Origin of the sequence: Kitasatospora sp. NPDC001527 (assembly GCF_040298605.1) — a bacterium.
Lineage (GTDB): Bacteria > Actinomycetota > Actinomycetes > Streptomycetales > Streptomycetaceae > Kitasatospora.
In genome coordinates this window covers 1-15,551 of sequence record NZ_JBEPAM010000089.1, presented here as the reverse complement: position 1 = coordinate 15,551, position 15,551 = coordinate 1, and the positions used below count along the sequence as shown (strand labels likewise).

The 15,551-nt window shown below is 73.2% G+C and carries 11 protein-coding genes and 1 pseudogene; 8 read left to right on the top strand and 4 right to left on the bottom strand.

The features are described 5' to 3' along the window. From ABT238_RS37660 to ABT238_RS37645, 4 genes are all read left to right on the top strand, one after another. Positions 1–443 (top strand): DciA family protein (locus ABT238_RS37660; protein ID WP_350806673.1); only part of this gene is annotated, 443 nt, incomplete at its 5' end. 1,004 nt (positions 444–1,447) lie between these two features. Then, positions 1,448–2,521 (top strand): L-type lectin family protein, encoded by a 1,074-nt coding sequence (locus ABT238_RS37655; RefSeq protein WP_350567757.1) that lies wholly within the window; start codon positions 1,448–1,450, stop codon positions 2,519–2,521. Between the two features lie 292 nt (positions 2,522–2,813). After that, positions 2,814–9,383 (top strand): hypothetical protein, encoded by a 6,570-nt coding sequence (locus ABT238_RS37650; RefSeq protein WP_350806669.1) that lies wholly within the window; start codon positions 2,814–2,816, stop codon positions 9,381–9,383. 165 nt (positions 9,384–9,548) lie between these two features. After that, entirely contained in the window at positions 9,549–10,388 is an 840-nt protein-coding gene (locus tag ABT238_RS37645) for a DNA/RNA non-specific endonuclease (RefSeq protein ID WP_350567753.1), read from the top strand. Between the two features lie 290 nt (positions 10,389–10,678). Here ABT238_RS37645 and ABT238_RS37640 read toward each other — a convergent pair whose 3' ends face one another. Then, positions 10,679–11,083: a hypothetical protein gene (locus ABT238_RS37640; protein WP_350567751.1), complete on the bottom strand. Its 405-nt coding sequence runs from the start codon at positions 11,081–11,083 to the stop codon at positions 10,679–10,681. Then, on the bottom strand, positions 11,080–11,664 hold the full coding sequence (locus ABT238_RS37635; RefSeq protein ID WP_350567748.1) for a hypothetical protein: 585 nt from the start codon (positions 11,662–11,664) through the stop codon (positions 11,080–11,082). The genes ABT238_RS37640 and ABT238_RS37635 overlap by 4 nt, the downstream gene beginning before the upstream one ends. Here ABT238_RS37635 and ABT238_RS37630 point away from each other — a divergent pair. Then, positions 11,651–12,058 (top strand): hypothetical protein, encoded by a 408-nt coding sequence (locus tag ABT238_RS37630; RefSeq protein ID WP_350806662.1) that lies wholly within the window; start codon positions 11,651–11,653, stop codon positions 12,056–12,058. The two genes, ABT238_RS37635 and ABT238_RS37630, sit on opposite strands and share 14 nt — an antisense overlap. Further along, positions 11,979–12,200 (top strand): hypothetical protein, encoded by a 222-nt coding sequence (locus tag ABT238_RS37625; RefSeq protein ID WP_350806659.1) that lies wholly within the window; start codon positions 11,979–11,981, stop codon positions 12,198–12,200. The genes ABT238_RS37630 and ABT238_RS37625 overlap by 80 nt, the downstream gene beginning before the upstream one ends. 324 nt (positions 12,201–12,524) lie before the next feature. Here ABT238_RS37625 and ABT238_RS37620 read toward each other — a convergent pair whose 3' ends face one another. Both ABT238_RS37620 and ABT238_RS37615 read right to left on the bottom strand, forming a co-directional pair. Beyond that, complete coding sequence (locus ABT238_RS37620; RefSeq protein ID WP_350806655.1) at positions 12,525–13,829, bottom strand: LPXTG cell wall anchor domain-containing protein; 1,305 nt, start codon at positions 13,827–13,829, stop codon at positions 12,525–12,527. A 229-nt stretch (positions 13,830–14,058) separates the two neighbouring features. Beyond that, positions 14,059–14,319, bottom strand: a pseudogene (locus ABT238_RS37615) (glycerate kinase); the annotation flags it as partial. 497 nt (positions 14,320–14,816) lie between these two features. On the opposite strand from ABT238_RS37615, the gene ABT238_RS37610 reads away from it, so the two are divergent. Together ABT238_RS37610 and ABT238_RS37605 are read left to right on the top strand one after the other, a co-directional pair. Continuing rightward, the gene (locus ABT238_RS37610; RefSeq protein ID WP_350806653.1) at positions 14,817–15,167 is read left to right on the top strand and encodes a hypothetical protein; all 351 of its coding nucleotides are present in this window, start codon (positions 14,817–14,819) and stop codon (positions 15,165–15,167) included. Continuing rightward, on the top strand, positions 15,164–15,424 hold the full coding sequence (locus tag ABT238_RS37605) for a hypothetical protein (protein WP_350806650.1): 261 nt from the start codon (positions 15,164–15,166) through the stop codon (positions 15,422–15,424). Before ABT238_RS37610 ends, ABT238_RS37605 begins: the two co-directional genes overlap by 4 nt. Positions 15,425–15,551: the final 127 nt, after the last annotated feature.

The following is a 15,551-nucleotide window of genomic DNA, read 5'->3' as shown; positions in this document are numbered from 1 at the left end:
CCGGCTACGACCCCACCACCCGCCGCCTGCGCGTGACCGCCGACTCCCCGGCCTGGGCCGCCCAGCTCCGCTACCAGACCCGACACATCCTCACCACCCTCCACCAGCTGCGGCCAGGCACCGTGACCGCCATCGACATCCGCGTCGCCCCCGCCCCCGCTCCCCAGCCGGACCCCGACGTCGACGAGCGGCCCGCTCCTCGCCCCGCACCGGCGCCGTCGGCCCGGCCCCCGCTCGCCGACCACACCGCCTACCAGGAATTGCGCCGCCAGATGCGCGAACAGGCCCTCGCCCGCCAGGCCGCGCTTGACGAAGCCACCGCCCAGCGGGAAGCGATTCTGACCCGGCACTACAACCGGCTGCGGGAACCCGAAGAATCCCACCGAGCCGCGCTCGAATTCCCTGTCAAGTTCTTCTGTTCAACAGCTGAGGGAACGAGCTGACGCTGGCCTCCTGGCCGGGGATCGAGAGCCTGGCCCCGACGACCTGGATCACCTCGCTCGCCCCCCTCCCGCCGCCGAGAAGCCCGCACCATCCTCGCCCTCCTCCTCAACCGCAAGCCCTGACCGTGCCGAAGCCCCAGGGCGGTCCTGACCGCCGGACGCCGCGAAGGCGCTGGCCACCACCTGGTGGTCGACACCTTCGGCCCGGCCCGCCCGAGGGGCTACCCCCCTGCGATCGCGAGGGGATGCCGGGCTGCCCACAGAGTCACGGCACCGCGGCTGCGGGCGGGGAACAGACCGATGGTGAGGCGTCCGTTGCGCGCTCACCAGAGGATCAGGCCGTCTACGGCCTCACCCGCTGTCTCGACCCCGCCACGCCGCGCCAGGTCATGAGCCGGCTGGAGCGCACCCGCGTCGTCGCTCTCGCGCTGCGCTGTGCCGCGCCGGCCCGGCCTGCCCGGCGCGAAGTGCGCCGAAGCCGCCGGGGTGCCGTCGGACCGGACCTGCGCCGGACAGGAGTGCGGGTAGGCCTTCTCCCGAGCCGCGGCTCTGGTGGCTCTCCCGGTCCCGGCTCGCAGGCCGCCACCGCGGCGGCGGACGAACCGGAGGGCGCCGCAGTGCCGCCCCGCAGCTGTGTTCGCCTGAAGGCGGCAACGCGGTGCCGCTGTTTCCCGCCAGGTCGGCACGGGCCATGACCCGGGCCTCCGCGCACCGCACCCCAGGGCCCTGGGGGCCGTTGCGCCGTACTCGCCGGCAGTGCGGACGGGGCGGTTCCCTGCGTCTGTGGGCGCGCCGGTGTCAACCCGGGGTCGGGCGGGTTCACGCGCGAGGGTGGCTACACAGCTGGGTCGTATGGGAACGACCATTCCCAGGCCCTGTCAGATCTCCCTGAGAGTCGCCCGGACCGGTTATCGACCACATCGGTTCGCACACCGATTGAACAAGGGGTGGGGTGCGCCGAGTGCCCTCCGCCCCTGTACCGACGCGATGAGAGGAACCTCCTGATGCCCAAGACGTTCCCGATCAAGGAGCCGTTCTCCGGGAGCACGGTCCCGGAGGGCTGGAAGTTCTCCGGGGCCGCCGCCCTCGTCGAGGGGTGGCTGCGGCTGGTGCCGGACAAGACGTTCCAGACCGGAACGGTGCTGCTGGACCGGGCGTTCTCCAGCAAGCTCGGCATCCGGGTGGAGTTCGACCTGGCCGCCTACCACGACACCGGCAGCGAGCCGCCCGGCGACGGGATCTCGTTCTTCCTCATCGACGGTGCGAAGACCACGGGCCCCGGCGGTCCCGGCGGCGCGTTGGGCTACGCGTTCTACGAGAAGGGCACCAAGCCCGGGGTGACGGCCGGGTACCTGGGGATCGGCGTCGACCAGTTCGGGTCGTTCTCCAACCCCGTCGAGGCCGGCACCGGCGGGCCCGGGCAGAAGCCGAACAGCATGGTCGTCCGCGGCTCGGGCGACGGCAACAACGGCTTCGACTACCTGACGGGTGCCGACCTTCCCCACGACCTGTCGCTGACCAGGCAAGCGCCGGCGCGCGTGCACCTGACCATCCTCGACGGGAAGGTGACCGCCGGATTCCGCCCGCCGGGCGGCGTCCAGAAGCTGATCGCGGACTTCCAGATCCCGCACGGCACCGGGCAGGAACCGCTGCCCGACACCCTCAAGCTCGGCCTGTCCGCCGCGACCGGCGGATCCACCAGCAACTACGTGGTCCGCAACCTCGTGATCAGCCTGCCGCTGGCGTCCTCGCAGAAGCTCCGCAGCACCGCCTACCAGGACGGCGGGAAGTACGCCTACCCGTACGAGTTCACACTCACCGCAGGCCAGGCCGACGTCCGGCGCTGGAGCTTCTCCTTCGACGTCCCCCAGGGCGCCACCGTCAAGAAGGACTCCGGCGCCTGGTACACCGTCGTCCAGGACGGCAGCAACGGCGTCGTCGAGATCTCCTCCCCGGACGACGAGTCCCACGTCGTCTTCGCGAACAAGTCCCTGTCCATCGACATCACGGTGGACTACCCGGACAAGAACGACACCCACAACACCGTCGCCAACCTCCTCGCGCAGCAGAACGAGTAACACCCGCAAGCCCGCAGCCAGACGGGCCGACGGCCGGTCCACCGTGAGGTGGAGCGGCCGGCCCCACCCCCAGCACCACCACTCCGCGCAGCCCGGCAAGGCATCGCACAGCCCGACCGGAGCCGCTGCGGCCACAGCGGTACGCGAGGCGTGTCCCCGAAGCCGGTCGCCGGAATCCGGACCGCGGCTGGCCCGCCTGCCGAAGCCGCCGCGCTCCGCAGGCGCCCCCGCCCCGCCGGTCCGCACCACCTGACATATCGACACCCTCATCGGGAAGGACGCAACAGTCCTCATGGTCACCCTGCCCTCCGGGAAGACGCTGCAGCCCGGCTACATCGCCACGTTCGCCGGCACCGGGAAACCCGACGGCGACCTCGGCGACGGCCAGCGCGCCGACCTCGCCAGCCTGTCTTCGCCCACCGCACTGGCGCTGCGCCGTAGCGACGGTGCTCTGTTCATCGCCGACACGGGGCACCGCCGTGTGCGGAAGATCGATGCTTCGGGCAGCATCACCACCGTCGTCGGCACTGGGAAGCCGGGGTCCGACGGTGACGGTCCGAATGCCACCAAGGCCCGCCTGTACGAACCGCGAGGCCTGGCTCTGGGCCCTGACGAGAGTCTGTTCATCGCCGACACCGTGGCGCACGGTGTACGCAGGGTCACGTCGGACGGTGCCATCTCCACCATCGTGGGCACGTTGGGGGATGGGAACAGCGGGGACGGAGGCCCGGCCGGCAAGGCCCGGCTCCGCGAACCGACCGGGCTCGCGGCCGATGCCGCGGGAAACCTGTACATCGCGGACAGCGGAAACCACGTGGTCCGCAGGATCGGTCCCGACGGCAACATCACCAGGTACGCGGGCAACCCCGATTCCACCAAGCCGGTCACCGATGGAGCCCAGGCCCTCGACGTCTCCTTCAAGGGCGTGAAGCTGACCGCGCTGACCTTGGACGACGGCGGGAACCTGTACATCACCGGTAATCAGGGCAACAACAACGCTGGGAGGACATGGCGGGTCGACCTGCGAGGCATCATCACCGAGGTACGCGGCCTCGGCTTCCGACGGACGGTCTGCATCGGCGGCGACGGCGCGTACTATGCTGGCCTCAACGAAGGCCTGTACGTGCTGCCTCCGGGCTGGCAGAAAACGGTACCCGTCGTCGGGTCACGCAGCACCGCAGGGACCGACGCCGACCCCGGGCCTGCTCCCACGGCCCGGATCTGGCTGAGCTTCTTCTCCGGCCTGGTCGTCACGTCCGGCGGGGATCTGTACATGGCCGACACCAAGAATCACCGGGTGCGCGTGCTAGGGCAGGCCAGGGCCGCCGCGACGGCGGTGGTGCGGGTGTCGGATGCCGCGGCCGTTCCCGACGTCGTGCCGGTCGGGGAGAGCCGGCAGGTGGACTTCACTTGGAAGGTCACCCACACCGGGCTCAGGACGCCGGAACGCGAGACCGTCGTTCTGGCGCTGCCCGCGGGCGCCACGGTCAAGAGTTTCGACCCGAAGGCCGCCGGCAATCTGCTGGTGTCGGCGACCACGGACACGGTCACCTGGCAGTACAGCCACGACTGCCCCAAGGAGGCGTCGTACCGGGTCTCGGCTCTGCTGCCCGCCGTCCCCACGGCCGGCAGCACGCTGGCGGCCCAGGTGACCGTCGACAACGACACCCCCGGACCCGACTGGCAGCCGGGCCGCGCCTCCCGTGCCATCACCGTCACCGCGCTCGGCGACGGTGCGCTGAGCGTATCGGGCACGGACGCGCAGCCGCCGGCCGTGCCTGCCGACGGCACCACGCACCAGGCCGTGTTCTCGTGGAACGTCGAACGCGCGGGCAGCGGGTCACTGAACGGCGTGAAGGTGAGCGCCCTGCTGTCGGCCGGAGTGCAGGCGAGTGCCTGCACCCCGCAGCCCGACGACCTGGCGGCGAATCCGCTGACCTGGTCGCTGACGGGCACCGGTGTCTCGCAGCACTTCGCCCTCACCGCCGGTGTCGCCCTGGCGGCCGACGCCGGCGAAGCCCGGGTCCAGGTCACGGCGGCGTCCCCGTCCGGACAGAGCGCGTGGGCGCCCGTCGTGCTGGAGGCCGATCAGCCGGGCGCCCTGACGGTCACGGACCGGCAGGCGCTTCCCGCCTCCGTCGCGGCCGGGGCCACGACGAAGAACGTCCACCTGTCGTGGAGCGTGCGGCGCGCGGGCACCGTGCCGCTGGACGGGGTGAAAGTGAGCGCGCTGCTGCCGGCCGGGGTGCGGGCGAGCGCCTGCACGCCGGCGCCGGACAGCCTGACGGCCAACCCGCTGACCTGGTCCCTGACCGGCACGGACACCTCCCGGGACTTCGACCTCACCGCCGACCTCACCCCCGGCACCGACGCCGACGAGGCCCGGGTGCGGGTGACGGCCACCCCCCGCCGCGGGGACAGCGCGGCGGGCGACGTCGTGGTCAAGGCAGTGGCCTCCGGCGGAGTGGCCCTCACCCAGGCGGGCGTGTCGCCCGCCGCGGTGGAGGGCGGCAAGGCCGACCAGCGCGTGCTGTTCTCCTGGGACGTGGACGCCGCCGCCGGTGCCGCTTCGGTGCAGGGGGTGAAGGTGAGCGCGCAGCTTCCCCTGGGGGTGAAGGCGGTCGCGTGCACACCGGCGCCGGACAGCCTGACGGCCCGCCCGCTGACCTGGACCCTGGGCACCACCGGCGTCTCGCAGCGCTTCGCCCTGGTCGCCGACGTCACCCTCGCGGCCGGATCCTCCGCCACGCTCCAGCTCACCGCGGCCACCCCCTCCGGCAAGACGGCCAACGGGAGCGTCACCGTGTCCGCTTCGCCGGTGTCCACGCCAGTGGCGGGCGCGGTGGATGTGACACGTGCGGCGGTCTCGCCGACCTCGGTGAAAGCGGGATCGACGACCGTCGGGGCGCAGTTCTCCTGGGACGTGCAGCGGGCAGGCGGCGGCTCCCTGCAGGGGGTGACGGTCAGCGCCCAGCTGCCCGTGCAGGCGAAGCGGGTCTCCTTCACCCCGCCCGGGGCCACGGTCGACGGCCAGAGCGTCACGTGGAAGCTGACCGGCACCGATACGGTGCAGCGCTTCACGCTGACCGCCGACGTCACCCCCGGCGACCATGACGAGTCGTGCGCCGTGCAGGTGAACGCCCGGTCCGCCGACGGGGCGACATCGGATGCCACGGACATCGCCCTCGACGTCCTCCCGAAGGAGGCGCCGCCGGCCGGGGCCGTGACGGTGTCCGGAACGGGAACACTTCCACCGTCGGTGGAGGCGGGCTCGACGACCACCGGGGTGCTGTTCTCCTGGGACGTGCAACGGGCCGGCGGCGGGTCGCTCAGGAATGTGACGGTCAGCGCCCAGCTGCCCGTGCAGGCGAAGCGGGTCTCCTTCACCCCGCCCGGGGCCACGGTCGACGGCCAGAGCGTCACGTGGAAGCTGACCGGCACCGACGCGGTGCAGCGCTTCACGCTGACCGCCGACGTCACCCCCGGCGACAACGACACCTCGTGCGCCGTGCGGGTGGAGGTCCGGCCCCCAGGCGGCGGCACCGTCGGCAAGGACATCACGCTGCCGGTCACCGCGAAGGAGAAGCCGCCGGCCGGGGCCGTCACGATTTCTGGGGAAGGGGCAACGCCGTCCCCGGTCCCGGGAGGTGAGACGACCGCGGGGGTGGTGTTCTCCTGGCAGGTGCAGCGTGCCGGCGGCGGGTCGCTCAACGACGTGACGGTCAGCGCCCTGCTGCCGGCGCAGGCGAAGCGGGTCTCGTTCACCCCGCCCGGGGCCACGGTCGACGGCCAGAGCCTCGTCTGGAAGCTGACCGGCACCGACGCGGTGCAGCGCTTCACGCTGACCGCCGACGTCACGCCCGGCGACCATGACGAGTCGTGCGCCGTGCGGGTGGAGGCCCGACCCCCGGCCGGCGGCGGCACCGTCGGCAAGGACGTCACGCTGCCGGTCACGCCCAAGGGCCCGGCGAGGCTGGCGGTGCTGGCGATCCCCTCGTGGAAGGTGTTCCCGGCGCAGGCCGGCAAGGGCGGGCACGTCGCGTTCGCATGGAAGATCACCAACCGGGGGCAGGGGACCGCGCAGGGGGTGAAGGCCACCGTCACCCTGCCCGTGGGGCTGACCCCCGCCGGGGAGTACCTGGACACCGCGGGGGTGTGGGACAAGGACAAGCGCACCCTGACGTCGAACCAGGCGGGCACCCTCAAGCCGGGGGCGTACTGGTGGATCACGGTGGTCGCCCGCGTCGACCAGGACGCGCCGGGCGGGGATCTGGAGGTGCCCGCCGTGGTGTCCGCGACGGGTCTGGCCGCGACGCCGGCCACGACGGCGCGGGTGACGGTCAAGGACAAGGCGCTGGTGTGGACCGTCGCCCCCGACGACATCAAGGCCGCCTTTCTGAGCCTGGGCGCGCTCACCCACCCCGACGACCCCAAGCTCGGCCTGGTCGGCGGCATCGGCGGCGGCCCCGTCGGCGGCATCGTCCCCGGTATCGGCATCACCAGCCTCGTCACGAGCCTGCTGTCCGTGTTCGGGATCGTCTCCGGCCTCTTCGTGTCGATCTTCTCCTTCCTCGGCATCCTCTCGTTCTGGGGCGGTTTCGGCGGCTTCGGATCCGGGCCCGACGGGCCCGACGGACCCGACGGGCCCGAGCCCGACCAGCCGGAGAACGAGGACCCGGACGACGACGAGAAGAAGAACAAGATCACGCATCTGTGGTTCACCAGGACCACCCTGTCGCCGGCCAGGCCCGCCCCCGGGCAGAGCGTCACGCTGACGTGGGAGCTGTCCAACCGCGGAGGAGAGGACGCCACCTCGGTGGCCGTCCAGCTCCGTCTGCCCGACACCCTGGAGCTGACCGACGTCACGGGCGACGGCACCTGGTCGCGCGACGCCGCCTTCGCCTACGGGTCGCTGGGCACCCTCACGAAGGGCGCCAAGGCCACGATCACCGCCAGCGCCAAGGTCCGTGACGGCGCCGCCGACACCAAGAGCGCCACCGCCTGGGCCACCGGCGGCCACGCCACACCGGCCTTCGCCTCGACCCAGGTTCCCGTCCAGGCGTCCAGCGCCCTGCTGCTGTCGCCCGGCCAGACCCACCCCCAGCCCGCCCGGCCCGGACAGGACGTCACCTTCACCTGGCCCCTGCGCGCCGCCCCGGGCCACACCGCCGAGAACACCAAGGTCACCCTCACCCTGCCGGCCTCCGGCCTCGACAACCCCCGGATCACCGTCGACGGCGAGGACGTGCCCGCCACCGCCCCCACCCACACCTTCGACCACGAGCTGACCGACGCCGACGCCCCCGTCCAAATCGTCCTGACCGGGAAGATCCCCGACGGGCACACCCAGGACCTTACGGCGGCCGTCACCGCCACCGCCGACGGGCTGAAGACCCCGGTCACCGACACCGCGAAGGCCGTGATCAAGGCGAAGGGCACCGGCCTGCGCGCCACCGGGACCCTGCTGCCCTCCCCGGTCACCGCCGGCCTCGGCGCCACCTACGCCTGGGCCCTCACCAACGACGGCACCACCGACGTGACGGGCCTGAGCCTCACCGCCCAGCTGCCCGCCACCGCCGTGGCCAACGTCCGCCCGGCCCGCGGCGGCAAGGCCACCGGACCCGGGACCGTCACCTGGGACAAGAGCGCCATCAACAGCGGCGGCACCCTGAAGACCGGCGCCACCTGGATCGCCTCCGTCGACGTCGACATCACACCCGACGCCACTGGCACCCTGCCCGCCGCGACGGCCACAGCCACCGGCGACAACAACGCGAAGGACACCACCAACCCGGTCTCCGCCGCGATCACCACCCTCACCCGCCTCGCCCTGGCCGCCTCCGCTTCCCCCCTGAAGGTCAAGGCCGGCGAAACCGTCACCTTCATCTTCTCCATCACCGCGACCGGCCCCTCCACCCACGGCGGCGCCACCTTGACCATCAAGCCGACCGCCGGCCTGACCCCCACCCAGGTCACCGTCAACGGCGCCCGCCAGGACACCGCCCTCACCGGCGCAACGATCACCGTCCCGCTCCCGGCCACCCCCCGCAATCCCGACACCGCCGTGACCGTGGCCCTCACCGCCACCGCCGCCGCTGGCCCCCAGAGCGCCACCGCCACCCTCACCACCGGCACCCAGCAGGACACCGTGCCCACCGCCAAAGCCGGCGTCCAGGCCGGAGCCGACACCGCCCCGACCTCCCTGACACCCCGCCCGGCCGGCGTTCGGCACATCACCGCCGGCGCCTCCAGCGACCTCACCTGGACCGCCGTCAACGGCACCCAGACCACCGACACCGACGCCACCTTCACCCTGACCACGCCCCGCCAGCTCACCGTGCAGCAGGTGACGGTCAACGGCCACCCCGCCGACCTGAAGCGCAACGGCACCACCGTCACCGCGGCCCTGGGCAAACTGCCCGCCCACACCGATGTCCCCCTCACCGCCACCGTCCACGCCGCCGCCGACGCCACCGGCAGCGGCGACGTCGCCGCCGTCCTCACCGTTCCCCCGGGCGACAGCGCGAAGGCCACCACCGTGGTGCGCTTCACCTCCTCCACCATCCTCAAGGCCCAGGCCCAGCACTGGCCCGACCCGCCCACGCCCGGGCAGGAGGTCTTCTGGCAGTGGACCGTCGCCAACGACGGCACCTCCACCAGCCCCGAACGCTCCCTGACCGCCACCGCCTCCACCGACCTCACCGTCAAGGAAGCCGGCCCCAACGCCACGACCGACGGCCGCACCATCACCTGGCGCTCCCTGCCCGCCCTGCCGCCCGGTTCCGCCTGGACCCTCACCGCGCTCGCCACCCTGGCTGCCGGCGCCACCACTGCCGAACCCGCCATCACCCTCGACCTGTGACCCCGGCCTGCGCCTGCCCGGCCCACGATCCCGCCGGGCAAGCCCACCGCCGCGCGCACCCCGCCCCGCCCGCCCACCGCGCGGACGACCGTTCCCACCTGCCGGCAACCCTGCCGGCCGCCGCCCCGGCCACCCCGCGCCCACACCGAAGGAGACCTCCCGGCCATGACCACCGACCAGGCCGAACGCCCTTCCCCCGGCCTCACCCGGGCCACCCCAGTGCCCCGGCCCCCGCGCGACTCCCCCCGTCAGCGCCGGCGACGCTGGGCCCTCGGCTCCACCGCGACTGTCCTCGCCGCAGCCGCCCTGGCCTACCCCCTCCTCACAGGCCAGCCCGCCATCGCCGTCAAATGGCCCTACCCCTCCGGCGTGCCGTCGGTGCCCTGCGAGTCGTACATCGCGACCAACGCCGACTTCCACGACATCGTCTACGGCTTCGACTACCAGACCGACGACGCAGGCCGCCCCGTACACGCAGTCAACGCGAGCCCCCTGCGCTACGTCGGGAGCAGCTTTGACCGCACCGGTTGCTCCGGGACCGTCGGCAGATTCACCGGAGAACTCGACGGCACGCCCGTCGGCGGCCCGAACCCATCCGAGAGCTGGGACGGCGGCCACCTGGTCGGCGCCGCAGTACAAGGGGTCGACACCCGCTACAACATGGTCCCCCAGCTCCGCAAAACACTGAACCGCAGACCCGGCGTCTGGTTCCAGTTCGAGACCCTCGCACGGACCTGCCTGCAGGACGGCGCCACGATCCCACCCGATGGATACGACATCACCGTGAACTACCCCCCGGCGAACGCCCCCGGCACCACCCAGAACTCGGTCTTCCCCGAGAGCTTCACCGTCCACCTGCGCATCGACCACGCAGGCACCCAGACCGTCCTCGACAAGACCATCCCCTGGTACCCAGACGACAGCGAGAAGGCCGCACTCTACGCGGCGTACAACAAGACGTCCGAGGACGCCAAGTGCACCTACCGCTACGAGCCGAAGAACTGACCCCGGGCAGGGAGAAGCCCAGGCCTCGGGCCGGGAGACAGTCCGCCAGGCAGAGTCTCCACCGCGAGGCGGGTGTCTCCCCGGCCGGCAGAGCCGTCGGCCGGCTTCCGCGCCGCCAACGCGGCAGGTAGCCCGACAGGACGTCCGGCGCCAAGGTCGCCGGCATGCTCGGCAACGTTGCCGACGAACTCGAAGTCTGAGCCACAGCCCGACCACACGGGTGCGGCTGGCCGCGCACAGGGTGCCGACGCCAGCCGCGCTCGTCGCCCTCGGCTGGCGTCGGCGCGGGGTCAGGGTGCTGGAAGGCGGGAGACGTTGTGGGGCAGCCGGTCACTGTTGTCTGCCTCGCGCAGCCGGTCGGCCAGGACCGCGCCGGCGAGGGCGAGATGGGTGGCCCGGTCCTTCAGCGCGGAGTTCTCCTGCGTCAGGTCGTGGATCCGTTCCTTGAGCGTGGTCACCTCGTTGCGCAGCCGGGTCTCGGTCTCGGGGATTTGGGGCGTCTCGGTGCGGACGCGGTCGTAGAACTCGTTCTTCAGGTCGGCGTGCCGTTTGAGCAGGGCCATGCGGTGGACACCGGCTTCGGCGGCGAGGGAGACGACGGTCAGGGCTCCGTCGCTGGTGGTGGCCTGGCCGGTCAGGAGGCGGTCGATCGCGGCGCGGATGCGGGTGCGTTCGTCCTGGTGCTGCTGGTTCATGTCAGGTCCTCGGCGTGCTGGGCAGTGGTGTGGTGGGTGGCGGCGAGGTTGCGCAGGCGTTCGGCGTTGAGGGCCAGGCGTCGGCCGATGGGGCCGGGCGCGCAGGCCGCGAGGGTGACGAGTTCATCCGCCCGCTGGTGCAGGCCGGTGGCGTGGGTGTCGGTGCGCACGGCGTTGCCGCAGCCCGGCTGGCAGGCGAACTGGTTCGGTGTGACGGCGTCCGGTTCGGGGTCGCAGAGCGCGGTGTCGCGTTTGAAGACGCAGATGAGGTGGGCGTCGGGGTTGTCGAACAGGACCAGGCCGTCGCGGGCCAGGAAGGCGGCGGCCTTTTTGGGGTACTTCGCGGTGATGGTGCGTCCCTCGAAGCGGGGCGCGGTCGCTGCCGCGGTCAGGGCGCGGCGGGCGGCGGGGCCGGAGATCTTCTCCCCGGCGGCCATGCGGTCCTTGAGGCGGGCGGCGGTGTCGGCGGCGGCCCGTGCGGTCTCGATGTCCAGGGTGCTGGAACCACTCGACGACGACGGCGCGGTGCGTGCGCCGCGCAGCTGGGGGACGGTGTACGACGCGTCGTTGCTGCGGCGCACCAGCCTGCTGCTGGCGGAGCCGGGCAACGAGGCGATCGCGGTTCCGGGTGATGTGCAGCGCCTGGTGGACGCCGTGTACGCGGACGACTTCGGCGAGGGGCTGGAGGCGGCGGCGCGGCGTGAACTGGAGCGGATGGATGCCGAGCGGATGGCCTCGGCTGCGGCTGAGGGCCAGCTGGCCGAGTGGACAACGGTGTGTGCGCCGTTCGATGTGCGCGGCGACCTGTCCGTGCTCAGTGAGCGCCCGGTGGCCGAGGAACTGCTGACGACGCGCCTGGGCGCGGACAGCGGCCGTGCGGTGTGTGTCTACGTCCATGCGGGCGGGGAGCCGGATCGTGCGGCACACGGTGCCGGTTCCGGGCCGGTGGCTGCAGGGGAGAGACGCCGAGCATGAGGTGCCGCGGTCGTGGAGGAAGCGGCCGGTGCTGGCCGACCTGGTGCTGCTGCCGATGCGCCAGGACGGGCAGGGCCGGTGGCGGTGCCGGCTGGGCGGCAGGGAGCTGGAAATATCCGAAGTAGGACTTTCCGAGATCTAGCCACCTCGTGTGCGCACGTGTCGCTAGGTTGGGTGGAGCAGGGGCCCGGGGTCGTCGAACGGCCCTTCGGGGCATGGGTGTTGCCCGATCCTGGAGCCTGGGCAGCCGGCCGAGTACCAGCGGATGCTCCTCGACGGGAACACCCCGGCACCGTAAACCAGTTGAGCCGCGCCGCTGCCGCACGCAAGGACGAGAGGTCTGCGCGCCGAGGCCGCGCGAGAGGCAGGCCCGGCACTCCGTCCACCGCGAGGATGGGAAGGCGCCCGACCCTCGCGTGGGGCGGGGCCGGGCACCGGTTGGCGTCAGGTGCGGTTCAGACGCCGCTCAGGAGCGGCGGTCCCTGCGTCGGGTGCGGCGGAGCGCGGCGGCTCCGGCCCCCAGCGAGAGCGCCCCGGCGAGCAGGAGCGCCGGCGTCATGCTTCCGGTCTCGGCGAGTTGGTCGCCTCCGCCGCCGGGTCGCGGGGTGGGTGCGGGGTGGTGGCTCGGGCCTCCGGTGGGGGAGGGGGCGCCGGTGCCGCCGTGGCTCGCGGTGTGGGTGGGATTGGACGTGGACGTGGCGGTCGTGGTGGTGGCGGCGGTCGGAGATGGGGTCGGTGAGGGGCTGGTGGTGGCGGTCGGGGACGGCGAGGGTGAGGGTGAGGGTGAGGGTGAGGGTGAGGGTGAGGGTGAGGGTGAGGGTGAGGGTGAGGGGCTGGTGGTGGCGGTCGGGGAGGGGGAAGGAGTGGCGCAGATGTGCTCCTCGATGCGGACCTCGCCGTCGCCGCTGCGCGCTCCGGTGGTGAAGGCCGCACCGGCGGGACCGAGGCTGGAGCCTCCGCCGCCCCCGCCGGCGTCGAGCGTGCTGCCCGTGGAGGAGCCGCCGGCTCCGCCGCCGTGAGCCCCGCCGCCGCCTCCACCGCCGGTTCCCATGTGGATGTCGCCGACGTTGACGGCCGCGTCGCCGCCGCGGACGCCGGCGGCGGCGCCGCCCGGAGAGCCGTCGTGGTCGGAGCCGGCGGTGGCGGTTCCGCCCGCGCCTCCCGCGCCGCCGTGGCCACCGGACTTGCCGCCCTTGCCGGCCTGGGCCGCCCCGGTGTCCGCGCCGTCGGTCCCGTCCTGTCCGCCGTCACCGCCGCGTCCGGTCCCGTTGTCGCTGAAGCTGCCGGCGCCGCCGCCTGCGCCGCCGGCGATGACCAGGGCGGTTCCGGCGGCCGTCACGGTGGTGGCACCACCGCCCCCGGCGCCGATGGCGCCATTGCCGGGGCGGTGCTCGGCGGTCGCGGACCCTCCTTGCCCGCCACCGCCGTAGCCGCCGTGGGCCACGCTGTCGGGAACGAGGAGGTCACCGCCGCTCCCCGCCTGGCCCACGTCGACGGTGAGGACGTCACCGGCGTGGACCTGGAGCGTCGCCCGGACCTCACCGCCCTTGCCGCCGGGCGAGCCGTAGACGGCGCTTCCGCCTGCGGCTCCGAACGCGTCCACCGCGATCTCGCAGACGCCCGCGGGAACGACGTACTGTTCGGGCGCGCCCGTGTAGGCGAAGGTGCGGGTCCCCGCGGCGGCCGCGGTGTACTGGGGGGAGCCGACGAGCAGGGCCGCCAGCGCGGCGGAGGTCGCGAGGCCGGCCTGTACGTAGTGAGCATTTCTCATACGAACCGTCTATGTGATCCGCGATTTCCGCCACAGGCACCACGCGGCGGCGTCCGGGTGAACCGCAGGGCCGGCGCCTGCGGGCACCGGCCCTGCGGTCAGCCGGCCGTCCGCACGCGGGCCAGCCGGGCACCGGCGGCGGTGAGCCAGTGTGCAGCCCGTTCGCGGGCGTCGGCCGGGTCGCCGGACAGCTCCGTGAGGTCAGGGCGCCGGGGCCGGTGGCCTCGCCGGCCACGACCCGGGCGGGGGTACCGGCCCGCTGCGCGTGGGCGAGGACCTCGCCAACCGCCTTGCCGAGCAGGCTGGTGGCGTCGAAGCGACCCGCGCCGGTGATCACCAGGCCGGCCCCGGCGACGGCTTCGTCGAGGTCGGTCAGCTCGGCCACCGCCGCCGCGCCGGGGACCGCCTGGGCGGCCCAGGCGGCCACCAGGCCGTAGGCGGTGCCGCCGGCTGGACCCTCGGCACCGCCGGCGGAGGCCTGCGCGACCACTGGCCCTGGGGCTGGACCGCATTAGCGCCTATGCTCCGTCCGGCCCGTGCGTGCAGGGAGCGGCCTGCTACCTCGGCATCTGCCGCACGCTTCACGTCCGGCCCCGTACCGGGCAGACTGCCCTCTTCGGCGTGGTGAAGCCAACGGTAGCTGCCGTAGGAGGCGGTGGTAGCCGGTGGCGTCCCCGACCAGCGACTCCAGGTGAACGGAGTGCACCACCGCCAGCTCGTCCTCGGTGGGGTCCATGGTGTGCCGCATGGAACCGGACCGGCCGGGCAGGCGGCTGGCCAGGGGACGTACGGGCGGAGCGTCACCGGCAACGTGAGCGCCACCGCGCCGCGCTGGCCGTCGCCTGCGCCACCCGGGCCGGGGCGGTCCCGGTGCGCATCGCTCGCCCGCCGGAGCCTGAACCCGCCCGTGGTGCCGCGTGAGGCCGCCGACCGTCCGTACGGCCCGGAGCGGGTAGCCTCGCATCAGACGAGAGAGGGAGCGTTGCCATGAGTCAGCCCGTGCACGACGGAGTCGAGCTGATCCCCCGGCCCGAGCAGAGTCCGGCCGCGCTGAAGGCCGCGCTGGCCGTCGTCGCCGCGGACCGTCTCCCCGAGATGATCGACGGGCAGACGAAGGCGATGGCCGAGGCCATCGCCACGGGCAGCGTCCAGCCGATCCGCTCGTTCGTGGCGCACTGGGCCGCCGTCGTGGAGATCGAGCGGCACCCCACCACCGCCCAGGCCTGGCACCGGGCGAACTACCTCGCCAACCACGCCGGCACCGTCCAGGAGTGCCGCGAGCACGCCACCACCGTCGCCGAGCTCTACCGCGCCGCCTACGCGGCGGTGAACGCGTGACCTGGAGCTGGGAGTACCTCCCCAGCGAGCAGCACGTCACCGCCGGCGCCCCGGCCAGCTTCCTCGCCGCCGTCGAGCACAGGGCTGTGGAACTCGTCCGCGCCGCCGAAGCGCTCTACCTGGACGGCACCTCCTACCAGGGCAGCGGCGAGCCGATGCGCTACCTCGACGTCGCCGGCGGCCTGCTCGCCTACTACGTCGTTCCCCGCCTGGAGCTCGTCGTCGTCTGCCAGGTCACGCCCCCGCCCACGACCTGACCCCCTGGTCCAGGCGCCGGATCGTGGCCGCGGTGCGGGAGGAGCTCGTCGCCGTCGGCCAGCTGCCCGGTAGCCTGAGTGTGTCCGCCGTGCTCGGGTGGCCAGCTGCGGCACCGCCTGCGTGCCG

Coding starts and splice junctions, on each gene's coding strand:
- ABT238_RS37655 (WP_350567757.1), top strand. CDS start 1,448: ATGCCCAAGACGTTCCCGATCAAGGAGCCGTTCTCCGGGAGCACGGTC.
- ABT238_RS37650 (WP_350806669.1), top strand. CDS start 2,814: ATGGTCACCCTGCCCTCCGGGAAGACGCTGCAGCCCGGCTACATCGCC.
- ABT238_RS37645 (WP_350567753.1), top strand. CDS start 9,549: ATGACCACCGACCAGGCCGAACGCCCTTCCCCCGGCCTCACCCGGGCC.
- ABT238_RS37640 (WP_350567751.1), bottom strand. CDS start 11,083: ATGAACCAGCAGCACCAGGACGAACGCACCCGCATCCGCGCCGCGATC.
- ABT238_RS37625 (WP_350806659.1), top strand. CDS start 11,979: ATGCGGGCGGGGAGCCGGATCGTGCGGCACACGGTGCCGGTTCCGGGC.
- ABT238_RS37620 (WP_350806655.1), bottom strand. CDS start 13,829: ATGAGAAATGCTCACTACGTACAGGCCGGCCTCGCGACCTCCGCCGCG.
- ABT238_RS37610 (WP_350806653.1), top strand. CDS start 14,817: ATGAGTCAGCCCGTGCACGACGGAGTCGAGCTGATCCCCCGGCCCGAG.